Annotated in this window: 10 protein-coding genes and 1 tRNA gene; 3 read left to right on the forward strand and 8 right to left on the reverse strand. The window is 29.3% G+C overall.

Annotated features, from left to right (window positions below):
- Positions 1–117: 117 nt before the first annotated feature.
- From GOY14_RS02820 to ruvX, 3 genes are read left to right on the forward strand one after another with little or no spacing between them, the layout of a single operon-like run.
- On the forward strand, positions 118–1,191 hold the full coding sequence (locus GOY14_RS02820; RefSeq protein ID WP_175809763.1) for a methyltransferase domain-containing protein: 1,074 nt from the start codon (positions 118–120) through the stop codon (positions 1,189–1,191).
- 52 nt (positions 1,192–1,243) lie between these two features.
- Positions 1,244–3,028 (forward strand): ribonucleoside-diphosphate reductase subunit alpha, encoded by a 1,785-nt coding sequence (locus GOY14_RS02825; RefSeq protein ID WP_255419682.1) that lies wholly within the window; start codon positions 1,244–1,246, stop codon positions 3,026–3,028.
- Positions 3,029–3,496: a Holliday junction resolvase RuvX gene (ruvX, locus tag GOY14_RS02830; RefSeq protein ID WP_175809765.1), complete on the forward strand. Its 468-nt coding sequence runs from the start codon at positions 3,029–3,031 to the stop codon at positions 3,494–3,496.
- 319 nt (positions 3,497–3,815) lie between these two features.
- Here ruvX and uvrC read toward each other — a convergent pair whose 3' ends face one another.
- The 8 genes from uvrC to GOY14_RS02870 form a co-directional block, all read right to left on the reverse strand.
- A complete protein-coding gene (gene uvrC, locus GOY14_RS02835) occupies positions 3,816–5,474 on the reverse strand; it encodes an excinuclease ABC subunit UvrC (RefSeq protein ID WP_175809766.1) in 1,659 nt (552 codons plus the stop codon).
- A complete protein-coding gene (gene glyS, locus GOY14_RS02840) occupies positions 5,474–7,579 on the reverse strand; it encodes a glycine--tRNA ligase subunit beta (protein ID WP_175809889.1) in 2,106 nt (701 codons plus the stop codon). The genes uvrC and glyS overlap by 1 nt, the downstream gene beginning before the upstream one ends.
- A 2-nt stretch (positions 7,580–7,581) precedes the next feature.
- Positions 7,582–8,430 carry a glycine--tRNA ligase subunit alpha gene (locus GOY14_RS02845; RefSeq protein WP_218938846.1) on the reverse strand — a complete coding sequence of 283 codons (849 nt, stop codon included), beginning with the start codon at positions 8,428–8,430 and terminating at the stop codon, positions 7,582–7,584.
- Positions 8,431–8,467: 37 nt separating this feature from the next.
- Entirely contained in the window at positions 8,468–9,223 is a 756-nt protein-coding gene (locus GOY14_RS02850) for a phosphatidylglycerophosphatase (RefSeq protein WP_175809768.1), read from the reverse strand.
- 200 nt (positions 9,224–9,423) lie between these two features.
- Entirely contained in the window at positions 9,424–11,826 is a 2,403-nt protein-coding gene (gene mutS / locus GOY14_RS02855; RefSeq protein ID WP_410543574.1) for a DNA mismatch repair protein MutS, read from the reverse strand.
- Between the two features lie 1,324 nt (positions 11,827–13,150).
- Positions 13,151–13,669, reverse strand: a complete 519-nt coding sequence (locus tag GOY14_RS02860) for a 5-formyltetrahydrofolate cyclo-ligase (RefSeq protein WP_175809769.1) — start codon at positions 13,667–13,669, stop codon at positions 13,151–13,153.
- Positions 13,653–14,282, reverse strand: coding sequence for a ferredoxin reductase domain-containing protein (locus tag GOY14_RS02865; RefSeq protein WP_175809770.1), 630 nt, complete (start codon positions 14,280–14,282; stop codon positions 13,653–13,655). Before GOY14_RS02865 ends, GOY14_RS02860 begins: the two co-directional genes overlap by 17 nt.
- 23 nt (positions 14,283–14,305) lie before the next feature.
- Positions 14,306–14,391, reverse strand: a tRNA-Ser gene (locus GOY14_RS02870).
- Positions 14,392–14,623: the final 232 nt, after the last annotated feature.

Here is a 14,623-nt window from a genome sequence, read left to right on the forward strand (position 1 = left end):
ATTGTGCAATAAAAATCAATGAAAAAAAATATTTCATGATATAAAATACTTTCAAAGATCAAGGCTACTTAAGAAAGCTACTTAAGAATGATAGTAAACATACAAGGTATTTAAAGTATGAAAAATAATCTATCCTTTACAAATTTTATTTCAAATTTTATATGCAAATTAATTAGCATGCTTAACATTAAGAAAGCCAAACAATTCGCTACAAATAAATATAATGCTTTTTACAAAGAAATAGCTGTACTTTTTGAAAAATCAAAAAATCTATTAAATACTAATATTGAAATCGGACTACACCATTTTTATAATGGCAACATATCAGATGCAAAACTAAGATTTTGGTTAATCAGCATATTCAATGCTAACCTACCTATAGTTTGGTACAATATTGGAAGATGTCATTTTGCAATGGGAAATACTAACAAAGCCTATACTTACCTAATAAAAACATTAAAATTAGATAACAACTACGAAGAAGCATCCTACTATATAAAAAAAATAACAAATTTAACATCTATTACAAAACTACCTAAAAACCTTATCAAACAATATTTCGATTACACCGGTAAGCACTTCGTTGATCATTGGTTGATTGCTAAGCAATACAGAGGCCATGAACTTACATATACAGCAGTTATAAAAATTTTTAATAACTCAACTTCCACACTTAACATACTTGATCTTGGTTGCGGAACCGGAATATGCGGCCATTTTTTAAAAATACATAACATTGGAAATTACATAACAGGAGTTGACATTTCAAATAGAATGCTAAATATTGCCAGAGGATGCTTTCTAAAAGGTAAACCTATTTACAACGAGTTAATACACATGGAAATGACAGATTTCCTAAAACAAAAAAGAAATCACTTATACGATATTACTATCTTTGCTGAAGTATTGCATTATTTACACGACTTTCAAATCGAACTAGAATTAGCAAAAAAATCTACTAGCAAAAAAGGAGCAATTATATGCTTAATAAGAAGAAAGGAAGGTGAAGGTATTGACTTTGTAAATAAAGGAGATTACTTTCGCCATTCAGAAAGTTACATACGAAGCGTTGCAAAAAAAATAAACATGCAAATAAGTTATATAAGTTATTGCAAAATATATGGAAGTCAGATTGATGGCATATTATTTGCCCTTCAACATCCACAAAAAAAATTAAAAACTCTTATTTAAACCACTATTACTCAAAACAGTTTCTATGTACAATAAAACAAAAGAGGAATTTATGAAAAGTATCACCATTAATCACGAAAAGAACATTAAATTAACCAGTTTTGGAAAAGCAGTTTTACTAGATAGATACTTAACAAAAAATGAAAGTTATCAAGACCTCTTTATACGTATTGCCAGCTATTACTCTGATAATAAAGAGCATGCACAACGTCTTTATGATTATATAAGCAATTTATGGTTCATGCCTTCAACACCAATACTCAGTAATGGGGGTACTAATAGGGGATTACCTATCTCTTGTTTCCTTAATGAAACTGAAGATAGTTTACAGGGAATAGTGGATTTATGGAATGAAAATGTCTGGCTTGCCGCACGTGGAGGAGGGATAGGTAGTTATTGGGGAAATTTACGTTCAATTGGTGAAAGCGTAAAAGGTAGCGGTAAAACATCAGGAATTATACCATTTATTGTAGTACAAAATGCTTTGACACTCGCAATTAGTCAAGGATCTTTAAGAAGAGGAAGCTCAGCAGTATACCTTCCTGTATCTCACCCAGAAATAGAAGAATTTCTCGATATACGTAAGCCAACAGGAGGTGACCCAAATCGCAAAGCATTAAATATACATCACGCTGTAATAATAAATGATAAATTTATGCAAGCTGTTGAAAGGGACTTAGAGTGGAATTTAATTAGCCCTCATAGCAAAAAAGTTATTCTGACTGTAAAAGCACGTGATATATGGATCAAAATATTAATAGCAAGAATTGAAACTGGAGAACCTTACATCATTTTCCTCGATACAATCAATAACAATAAGCCAGAATCTTATAAAAAGCTCAATCTAAACATAAAAATGTCAAACCTATGCAGTGAAATCACTTTAACTACAGGCTACGACCACTTAAATAAGCCACGTACTGCTGTATGTTGTCTATCATCAGTAAATCTTGAATACTACGAAAAATGGAAAGATAGTGAACTTTTTATAGAAGATATAATGCGTTTTCTTGATAATGTATTTGAAGATTTTATAAACAAAGCACCAGATAAAATACAGCGAGCAAAATACTCCGCAATGAGAGAGCGTAGCATTGGTCTTGGTGTAATGGGTTTTCATTCATTTTTACAAAGCAAAATGGTTCCTTTTGAGTCAGTGATAGCACAACAATGGAATAAAAAAATATTCAAACATTTACGTGAACAAGCAGACATAGTCTCTAAAAAATTAGCAAAAGAAAAAGGAGCATGCCTTGATGCAAAAGAGATTAATTTAATGGAACGGTTTACACACAAGCTTGCCATAGCCCCAACAGCTTCAATTTCTATTATTGCAGGTAACACTTCTCCTGGAATAGAACCATACGCAGCAAATGTATTCACACAAAAAACATTAACAGGTTCATTTGTAGTGCGGAACAAATTCTTACAAGAATTATTAGTAAAAAAAAATCAAGACAACGATAAAGTATGGTCCTCAATTTCAACAAATGAAGGTTCCGTACAACATCTAGACTTTCTTAATGAACATGAAAAATCAATATTTAAAACAGCATATGAACTCGATCAAAGATGGATTATAGAACATGCAAGTGATAGAACTCCATATATTTGCCAATCTCAATCAGTAAATTTATTTTTACCAGCCAACGTACACAAACGCTATTTACACAAAATACACATGCTTGCTTGGAAAAAAAATTTAAAGAGTTTATATTACTGTAGATCACAGTCAATACAAAGAGCAGACAAAATTTCACATGACATATCCAAAAAAAATAAAATAATGTATCAAAAAACAGATATTGACTATAACGAGTGCTTATCATGTCAATAAATGCTACACAAAAATCACATTGAATTTTTAAAGTCTATTCCAAAAAATAAGCGCATAATGTGTCTTGACATGGGAAAAAAACAAATAGGTATAGCATTTAGTGATAAAACACAACTCATAGCCACAGCTCATAGTATATACAATAGAAAAAACATAAACAAAGACTTAGGTTATTTAAATAGACTATTTAAAGAAAATGAAGCTGGTTCAATAGTAATAGGACTACCATTAGAAATAGATAAACAAAGAAGTGAATGGAGTAAAACCATAGTACAATTCGCAAACAAAATGATAAAAAAATATAAAGTAAGTATATATTTGCAAGATGAAAGCTTATCAACATTTATTACAACTCATATACTCAAGACTGCTGGAGTATCAATCATAAAATCTAAAAAAATAGATGACAAAATCTCTGCATGCATAATTTTACAACGAACATTAGATAAAATAAGTGCAACTAAATAATTCTTACATCTAAAAAACTACTATTTTAAATTGAGTGATATCTTAACTATTATATTTTTCTCATTGTTTGAACATAGCTATTAGACACTCAAAGCTTATATTTCAAGAAAGAAGTAGCGTCAATATATTATATTATATACATAAATTTACTCCACTAAATATGACTTAAGCGTTTGAAATAATTTTCTTCTACCTATTCTTTTATTTACTCAATTATCTTCTCATTTTATTAAAAAAACCTACTTAATTCTTCCATCAAACCGAAACAAAAAAATACAACACCTCTTTCCATTTATTATCAATGGAATATTTTTCTTAACTATGAAACTATAAACTGTTTATCGCGTTTTTTTCTATGTAAAGATATTGCAAAACGATGAGTTTCATCACGAAGCAATTGCAAGTAAAGCATAATTTTGCTGTCATTTGCCAAAGTAAATCCCTCTCTACCAGGCATATAAAATCTCTCCTTCCCTGTATTACGATAAAAACCCTTTGCCATACAAGCAAAAGGGACGTCCACTTTTAATACTTGCAATACACTCTGCACCGTAGAAACATGCCCAAGTCCACCATCAATCAATAAAAAATCAGGAATAATATCCCTTATCTTGCCAGAGAAACGCCTAGTTAATACTTCTTTCATCATTTTATAATCATCACCTAAAAATTTCCCTTTGATAGTAAATTTTCTATATTCATTTCTTAAAAAACCTTCCTGCCCCGCAACAACCATTACACCAACTTGATAACTTCCAGACATATAGCTATTATCATAAACTTCAATACGTTTTGGAATATTTGGCAACAAAAAAATCTTACTCAGCTCTTTAAATTTTTCTAAACTGTCTTTATAATCATTAAGCTTTTGCTCTAAACTATGTCGAGAATTATTATAAACAAACTCTAATAAATCATGTTCCCTGTTATTCTTTGCATAAAAAACCTTTATTGGTTTATGAGTAATTTTATGTAGTGCTTGCTCTATCATTTTTCTCTCTGCAATACAATCTGAAATATAAATTTGTATTGGAAGTAAGTTAGTTGAACTATACAAATTAATCAAAAATGTAGATAAAATTTCACTATCTGACTTATCACTACAATTTTCAATAAAGTAAGAAGTACTTCCAGAGCTTTTCTTGTTTTTAAACGATAACATATTCACACATGCCAAATCTTCTTTACATATAAAACCAAAAAAGGCGGCATCTTTTTCAAAAGAAAAATCCATAGGCTGCATTTGAATCTGTTTAAGAAGCCTTATCCGATCTCTATGCACAGCAGCAAGCTCATAATTTTGCTCATCACTATATTTTTTCATTGCAGAAAGTAACTGTTCTTCCACTTTATTGTTTCTTCCAAGTAATGTATCTTGTGCTTGTTTTACTAATTGATAATAATCATCTTTCGTAATTTTACCTATACATGGAGCTGAGCAACGTTTAACATGATACTCAAAACACGGCCTTTTGGTTGAGGAAAATTTTTTATCTGAACATCCTCTTAAAAGAAAAGCCTTTTGTAATAACAATATAGTCTGCTTAACAGCAGTAGCAGATGTAAAGGGACCATAATAGTGAGACTCGCTTTTTTCTCCAAATCTATCTCTATGTTGTGCTATACTTGGATAAGTGTGTTTAGAAATTGTTATATAAGGATAAGATTTTCCATCTTTAAGCACAATATTATAAGTAGGCTGAAGTGATTTTATTAATCTTGCTTCAAGAAGCAAAGCTTCAATTTCATTTTTAGTTATAAAAGTCTCAATCTTAACAACCTGTGAAAGCATAACTTTAACTCGTTTAGAAAGGGCTCCTAATCGAAGATAACTAGATAACCTTGCTTTTAAATTTTTTGCCTTCCCAACATACAAAACCTTATCCTTTTCTCCAGTCATCTTATACACCCCACAAGTCTGTGTAGAAAACCTAACTTGCCTTTTTATTGCCTGAATATTATTTATAATGTCATTCATTATTTAACTCGTATAAGATTAAAACATGCTACTAGATTAAAAATAGAAACAATACTCACAAGTAAAGATAACCTATTTTTCCTCAGCTTATTAGAAACACAATTAATCTTCACATTGTTCATAAATTGATTAATAAATGGAACAAAACCATTAAGTTCACTAAGCGCTGTATTAAAGCAACCATTTTTTATCGCTTGTTTAATGCTCATACAAATATTGATAGCACGATTTGACAGTTCTATTTCTTCACTTTTAATCAAAAATTTTTCATCATAAAACGCACTATAAAGAATAGCATCATTTCTTTCTGCCTTGCCAACTATATTACTCATCCTTTTATAAGTATTTAGTATCTGCTTTCCTTCAGGCGTATCAAGATAACAATCTAATATAACAGCTTGCTTCTCTACTGTCAGTAAATCATCAATATCAGCAGTTTTATATAATATTGAACCCACAACATCTTGCCTCAAACCTTTACTCTTCAAAATAACCCTAAATCTCTCTAAACAAAACTTAAGTACAAGTTTTGAAACCTGCTCCCTATTTAGCTTATCTGATTGATTAATTGATACTTCATTTTCAGCAAATGTAGCTCTTGAATATAAAGAAATTGACTTACTTATCAATAGTCTGATTGGAACATGTAAATTATTCTCAAGTACTATTCTAATTATACCAATCGTCATTCTCCGCAAACCAAACTGATCATATGAACCTGATATCTTCTCACCTGCTGCAATTAAACCCACTAAACTATCTATTTTATCAGCAATAGCTACAGCAATCGTAGTAGGAGACTTAGGGCACTTTTGTTTTGGTCCAATTGGCTTATAATGCTCAGTTATAGCTTCAACTATCTCTTTATCTTCTTGAAAACAAGAAGCATAATACCCACCCATTATTCCTTGTAACCCTGGAAATTCTCTTACTATTGATGTTGCAAGATCTGCTTTTGCTAAGTATGCAGCATGTCCAACTTTAGTCAACGAAGCATATGGAACATACATAGCTATATATTTTGACAAAACTATAATGCGCTTTACCTTTTCCCCAACACTCCCGAGCGAAGTATGAGATAATATCAAATCTAATTTTCTAACATAATAATCAAGATTTTCCTTTTTATCTTGGGATATCAAAAATTGCGCATCAGCAAGACGTGCCTCCAATACTCTTTCATATCCTTTGATAACTTCATCATTATTGATATTAACAACAGTAACAAAATGCGAAATTCTCCCTCCATTACTTAAAGCAAGACATCTTTGTTGTATATTAATTATACTAAGAATTAACTCTTTTGGTAATCCGAATGACTTTGTTTGATCAACTTTACCAAACAATACAATTGGCCATTCTATAAGCCCTGTTAATTCATCCAGCAAATAATCATTTCTTTCAAGTCGCAGATTCCACTCTTTTACAAATTTATTAATTTGATCGAGTATAAATTGCTTTCTTCTATCAGGTTGAAGAATAACATTATTTTTCTCTAATAACTTAAAATAGTCTTTAGGCGTTCTTACAGTCAATGCAACATCATCTAAAAAAAACCTATGACCATACGTTACATTGCACGCCGTAATTCCTGCAAAAGATACAGGTATTATCTCATCATTTAAAATGCATAAAATATTCTTAATTGGCCTAACCCATCTTTCCTTTCTTTCACTCCACTTCATACTTTTTGGCCAAGAAAAATTTTTTAACATTTCTTCAAGTTGATTCTTAAAAAATTCTCTAATATCAAACACATCATCTTTTCTTCCAATAAAATAAAATTTTTTATCATTTACTTTTCGAATAAATAAATCCTTTTTACTTCTCTGATATCTTTTTAAAAAACCCTCAATAGCCCCTTCAGATACATTAACATTTGGTCCCTTAATTTCATCACCAAAATCTTTTAACCGCGAAACGCTTATATCATTAACAAAAAGAACTATACGACGCGCCGTCACAAAGACCTCTACAGATACAAATTTCACATCATTTTTATTAAAAATATTAACAACATAACTTTTAATTTGAGATATAACTAAATTTTGCATTCTCGATGGTATTTCTTCTGAAAGACATTCAAATAACAGTTGTAACGACATGGTTATTGATTCATGTATAACTCGCAGCATTTTTTTGCTAGCTCTCTAACCCTACTAATATATATTATACGCTTATTCACGCCAAGTACTCCTCTTGCATCAAGCAAATTAAGTAAATGACTAGTTTTAATGCATTGATCATAAGCCGCTACAGGTAATTTTTTTTCAATCAAGAACTGACATAATTTCTCCGTATCTTCAAATTGCTGTTGTACTACTTCAGTATTATAATAGTCTAACGACAAGTAAGAAAATTCATATTCCCTTTGCCTAAAAATATCTCCATAAGTTACTCCACTATCATCCCAAATTATATCAAAAACATTATCTACACTTTGTATACACATTGCCAAACGTTCTAATCCATATGCTAGTTCACCAGGAATTATTTTACAATCAATGCTTCCTACTTGTTGTATATAAGTAAGTTGTGCTACTTCTATCCCATTGCATATAACCTCCCATCCAAGACCTGATGCACCAATACTTGGACTTTCCCAATCATCTTCAATAAATTTAATATCATATCTCTTTGTATGTACACCAAGAGCCTTTAAGCTATCTAAATAGATATCTTGCAAATTATTTCCAGAAGGTTTTATTATTACCTGATACTGATGATGTTGATATAGACGGTTAGGATTATTAGCATAACGACCATCTGCTGGCCTAATTACTGGCTGTAGATACGCAATTTTTATTGGTTTTATATCAATTGCTGACATAACTGTTGCAGGGTGTAACGTACCAGCTCCAACTTCAGATGTGTATGGATGAAGTATAGTACATCCTTCCTCAACCCAAAAATTTTGTAACTCTTTTATTATACTTTGTAAATTCACACAAACTATATAATTTTTATAATAAATATATAAACAAATAGAAACTCTACCAATATTTATTTTTTACACTATCACGTAGATAATTATCAAAAACTGCTAAACTTCCTTTTACATGCTGAATTATACTTTTATTTAAAACAATTGCATCATGCATAGTTAAATCACAGCATATAAATGCAATCAAATATAGAAAAATCACTGCATAAAAAGCATGAAAAATTCCTTCAAACGTAATTGATATTGCATTATTATAACTGAGTTGTATTGAACTTATTGGCCAAGGTTTTACTATTTCTATAATAGTAAAAAATATATAAGGTATCATCAAGAAAAAGAAAAAATGCATAAAATTATCAAACCAAAATGCACACTGAAGTATTTCTTTACATATATTTCTATATAATTTACTTATAACATAATAAATTGACATTATTGCTGGCATTGAAAGTGCAATAGTCAATAGCTGTCCTAATGCTATTTGTATTACTATATTTTCACTACTATTCGCTGAAGGATCTTTAATATGGAAAACAAATATTCCAATTAACTGCAAAACTAATACACCTATTGCCAATTTCGCAAAAATAGCAGCAATAATTATACCTGAATATGGCATCTTATACAGTATAAAATCAATTCCATATATAAAAATTAATATAATATCTGTAATAAGCAATATTAAAAAAGAAGACCAATAATTTTGCCAACTCGGTAAATACCCTATCCCTAAAAAAGAGCTTATCGCTTTAGCAGGAAAAACTCTACATAATACCTCTTTTAGAACAGTCAAAAAAATTTCCATACCTTAAATGATACTTAGCAATAGGTCATATTCATTAATATAGCAAGCTTTTATCAATAGTTCAAAACCACCCCCTACCCAGAAAGACTTTTAAATACCTATATAACGATAAAATAAGATTTATACAAAACTTAACAACCAATAATCCCCTTAGAAAAATTATATTGACTAAATGGACGCAAAATCAAATTAAACTCCCCTCAAGCCTTTAACTCCTCAAATATTACACTTGCTCTTTCTAGTACAGAATCGGGAAAACCAGCAAGTTTTGCTACATATATTCCATATGACTCATCTGCAATACCTTCAACTACCTCATGTAAAAAAATAACTTTTCCGTTCCATTCTCTTACTTTCACACAGAAACATTTTATGTTTTTTAAGTTTTTACCCACTTTAGTTAATTCATGATAATGAGTTGCAAAAATAGCACGACATTTATTCACATTATGAATATGCTCAACTACTGCCTGAGCAATAGATAAACCATCACATATTCCTGTACCTCTACCAATTTCATCAAGTATTACTAAGGAACGATCTGTTGCCTGATTCACTATAGCTGCTGTTTCAAGCATTTCTACCATAAAAGTAGAATAGCCAAATGCTAAATTATCTGTTGCACCAACTCTGCTAAATACCTTATCAATCACTCCAATATGTGCACTATCTGCTGGTACAAATGAACCCATATGAGCTAAAATTGCAATGAGAGCATTTTGCCTTAAAAAAGTACTTTTTCCAGCCATATTAGGACCAGTAATTAAATGTATACCAACTAAATTAATGCTATTTGCAATAAACTTACCATGAATTTCAACCACTGGATGTCTTCCACCATAAATATTAAATTCCTTACTATCATCAATAATAGGCTTTACATAGTTATTTTGTACCGCGAGCTCTGCAAGTGAAACCCTAACGTCAAGTTTAGCTAAAGCATTTGCAGCAAGAGCAATTTTTTCAGATCTTTTAGCAATTTTACTACACAATTCATCAAAAATTTTCATTTCTAAGTTAATCATAGCATCACGTGCCGTGAGAATTTTGTTCTCTAATTCTTTCAACTCATTAGTAGTGTAACGCATACTATTTGCTAAACTTTGTCTATGAATAAAGAGGTTAGAAGTTAATTTATAATTTGTTGACACTTCAACATAATAACCAAGAATATTATTATACAATATTTTTAGTGCAGCAATACCAGTCAGGTCACAATAAAATTTACGAAGTTTAGCTATTAGTTTGTTACTATTATCTAACACATAAGATAATTCTGATAATTCTTGATTATATTGTGGATTAATAAATCTCCCCTCTTTTACAGAATTAAGATCATTATTAAGCACAGCCTCGTCTAAAAGATCAAATAGTTCTTTATGATTACCAAGTTTTTTACGTATTGCTCTGAGTTCATTTTTACCAGACTCAATTTTACATAAAAACTTAGATAATTCTAAAGTTTTTCCAAGACCAACTTTTAATAAATTGATATCCCTCGGTGAACCACGCCCTAACACCAAGCGTGATAATAACCTCTCAATATCTGGAATACTAGAAAGTATTTCTCGCACTTCTTTGCATAATCCATAATGACTAACAAAAAATTCAACAGTACTAAGTCTTAAATTAATTGCTTTAGAACAAACAAGCGGAGAAGCAAGCATTTGTTTAAGCAATCGCCCACCAGAAGCTGTCACTGTATAATCAATTACTGAAATTAGCGAACCTTTTCTTTCACTAGATTGAGTTAAAAACAACTCAAGATTTCTCCTTGCCGAAGAATCGATAAACATAAAACTTTCTTGCTTATAAGATTTTGGTAACTCAAGCCTTGGAACAAAACCCTTTTGAGTTACTCTTACATACTCAAGCAATGCACCACAAGCCATTACCTCTACTTTGCTAAAATTTCCTATAACCTCAAGTTTTTTAATTTTATAAAATTCACATAGAACTCTATAAGATTTATTATACTCAAAAAAACTCTGAGCATGCTGTGTAATTGAGGTTTTGTAATTCTTTAAAATTAACCTCACTTTCTCATTCTCAATAAGCTTTTCAGAAATTAATAATTCTTTTGGTGACACACGCAGTAAATCATTATCCAGAGATTTCAAATTTGTTTTAATATGAAAAAACTTTCCTGTCGATAATTCAAGCCAACCAATAGCATACTCTTCATTCTGTTCAACTATGGATGCAAGATAATTATTACTTTTATCCTCCAATAATGAATCTTCAATAACCGTACCTGGAGTAATAATTCGAACTACATCACGTTTTACTATGGATTTATATCCTCTTCTTTTTGCTTCATCAGCAGTTTCTAACTGATCACAAACTGCTACTTTAAATCCTAAAGCTACTAACTTACATAAATAAGACTCACTGTTATGCACCGGTACTCCACACATTGGTATATCTTGTCCACATGAATTACCCCTTTTAGTAAGCACGATATTTAGCAATTTTGCAGTTTTAACAGCATCATCAAAAAATAATTCATAAAAATCACCTAATCTATAAAACAACAAATGATCATTATATTGAGCTTTTAGATTCAAATATTGTTCCATCACAGGAGTGTTTCTTTCTTTCATACAATCCATAATTTCTTTAAACATAATCATATTGCAATAATTTTAAATTTATTATTACATATGAATAACATAAAATTTAAATACAAACATTTCACAAAAATAAACTTCCTAAAAATACATAATAAACTTATCCCTTCTATCTACAACTATCCAAAATATATGGAATCGACTCTTCTTTGAAAAGCTTAAATCATCATTGAATGCACACTAAATTAGATTAGCAATAAAAAAAGTAACAAAACTTTTTTATCATTTACTTTTCAAATGTTCACTATATGAAAAGTACCAAAACTGAGTAAATCAAAATCATATAATGCAAGTACATTTTTAATATATCATGCATTAAATTTTATACATCATTTCTTATTACAAAACTTACACAAAGTATAAACTTACTAATATTTTTTAAGATAAATAATATTCCTAATATATTGCTTTAAAAAATTTAATTATCCTATTCTCCTATAAAAATCTTTAAATAGATATAAAACAGTTTTCTAAATAAAATCAAGAAACTAAGGTAATTAATAACAAAATCTTATCTTTAAAAATAAATGTCATATACAATTATCATCGCTACTTGACTATAAATTAAAAAATATCTGCAGTCCTTCACCACCGCTTTAGTCAATTAAAAAAAATTATAAAAATTAATATAAAGTTAAAAATTACTCATCTAACTCTATAAAAATTTTATTTAAAATAAAGCTCAATTCAAAGCTTAAATATAGCATACTTTAATCTAAATTAACTAATAAATTACCTATATTATTTTAAAAAAAATACATAAAAACACTACTACATCATTTATATATATAGCCTTCCTAAAAAAATAAATTAAAAAAACTATATGCCATTAGTTATAACATAGGAATATTAGACTTTTGCTTATGATATTAGCCTTAAAAAAAAGTTATTATTATGACTTTATTACACACAAATTCATCTGCAAATTACAAACAGCAAATATTATAATAAGTATATATTAATTATAAAAGTATATATATAATTAACCCCTCAACTTTTTTTAGTTATAAATTACGACCATAAAAAATATACTTAAATTAAATAAATTAATAATTTAATTACAAACCATCAAAATTTAAAAAAAATTGCAAGTAGTATTATAAAACACTTAACCGTAAATCCTCATTTATTACAAAAAAAATAGTAATCACCCAAACATTATATTTTTAATAACTAAAACATAAATTATTAAACTCAAAGGCTAAGTATCATTTCAAATTTTTTTAAAAAGTTGAGTCTATAAATATAACACATTTGAAATCTTCTTCAAAAGAAAGAAAATTATAAATAATCTTAATTATCTACATCTAATACACGTCTCAGTAATAATAATATCTAATTTTTGATCGTGTTCTTCTATAGGTAAATTTTTATAACATTGTTCTTCATAAGCTACACCTATAAATATTTTTCTAAATGGCCGCAATTCTTTTATTATAATATCATACCATCCACTTCCAAAACCTAATCTACTCAAACAATCATCAAAAGCAATAACAGGAATAATTATTGCATCAGGAACTATATCTTCACCTTTTCCATTCCATTTTCTAAATTTTAACTGCTTATTTTCATCAGGGATTGCCACATTATAACCTAAATCAAGCAAATTATACATCAAGGGCATAACATCTATTTCTTGATCAATTGGAATATAAGCAGCAATAGTTTTACCTTTTATATAACTTAAGCTTTGATCAAAAAGATTAATAAGAGAATTTGCTGCATAATTTGAATAACTCTGATCAATATTCTTTCTTATAGCTCTATATTGTTCCCTTATCCTTTTTTTCTGTTGTTTAATATCTTTTAACATGATCTATCCACTTTGCAGTAAGTTTTTCCTGCAAACTGTTTTGCTTTAAACGTTCACTTAAAAAGTCAAAATCAACAAAATCCATATCTTGGTCTTGACGACTACAACTATAAATAAAACTCTCTTTTCCTGTTTCCATATTTATATGCCGTTGCACACATTGAGCACAAATTTCTTTCATCATACACTGCATAGGAGAATTAATTGATGATACTGCTACATGGCCAGATCTTAAATATGGTCTTAAAACCGTTTTTCTAGCCTCATTTACAGTCTTCATCATTTTATCAGAACCAACAACAATAATTTGATCTATAGCATCTAAATTTACCTCAGTATTACCCAATATTCCATGTTGATAAGAAACTATTGCATCAACTATATTACCGTGAAAAGATCTATCTTGACTCCTGTTCGCTTTTATCAACCCTTCTTCACATACCCAAACTACAATAGTTGCCGCATATTCTATTAGTGTTTGTTTAAATACATCATTTAATTTTTTATAGCCAGCAAAATATAAAACCTCATTCTTATTCTCAAGACATGCTTTTCCTATTGAAAACAATACCGCATTTCCAACTCCACCGCCAATTAGCATTATATTTTTCATAATTTTTACTTCTATTTTACATACGGAAAAGGGGGGATTTGAACCCCCGACATACTTTATATGTGCACGCTTTCCAAGCGTGTGCTTTAAACCACTCAGCCACCTTTCCACACATTATCATAATATTGAAAAATTGACCTCAAGCAAGTTTAGTTATAAAACAAGATTATACATAGAACTTACTATAAAAATTTATAGTATGTAAATTTACTATCTAGATTAAAAATACCTCACACCTTACAAACACTAAATATTCATTTTTAAGTAAAAAATTAATATAAATATAAAACGAACAATATAATTACATTATCTTTATGTTCTTTATTACAAGATCTAAATCT

This window comes from Wolbachia endosymbiont of Dipetalonema caudispina, from assembly GCF_013365495.1.
Taxonomy (GTDB): Bacteria; Pseudomonadota; Alphaproteobacteria; order Rickettsiales; family Anaplasmataceae; genus Wolbachia.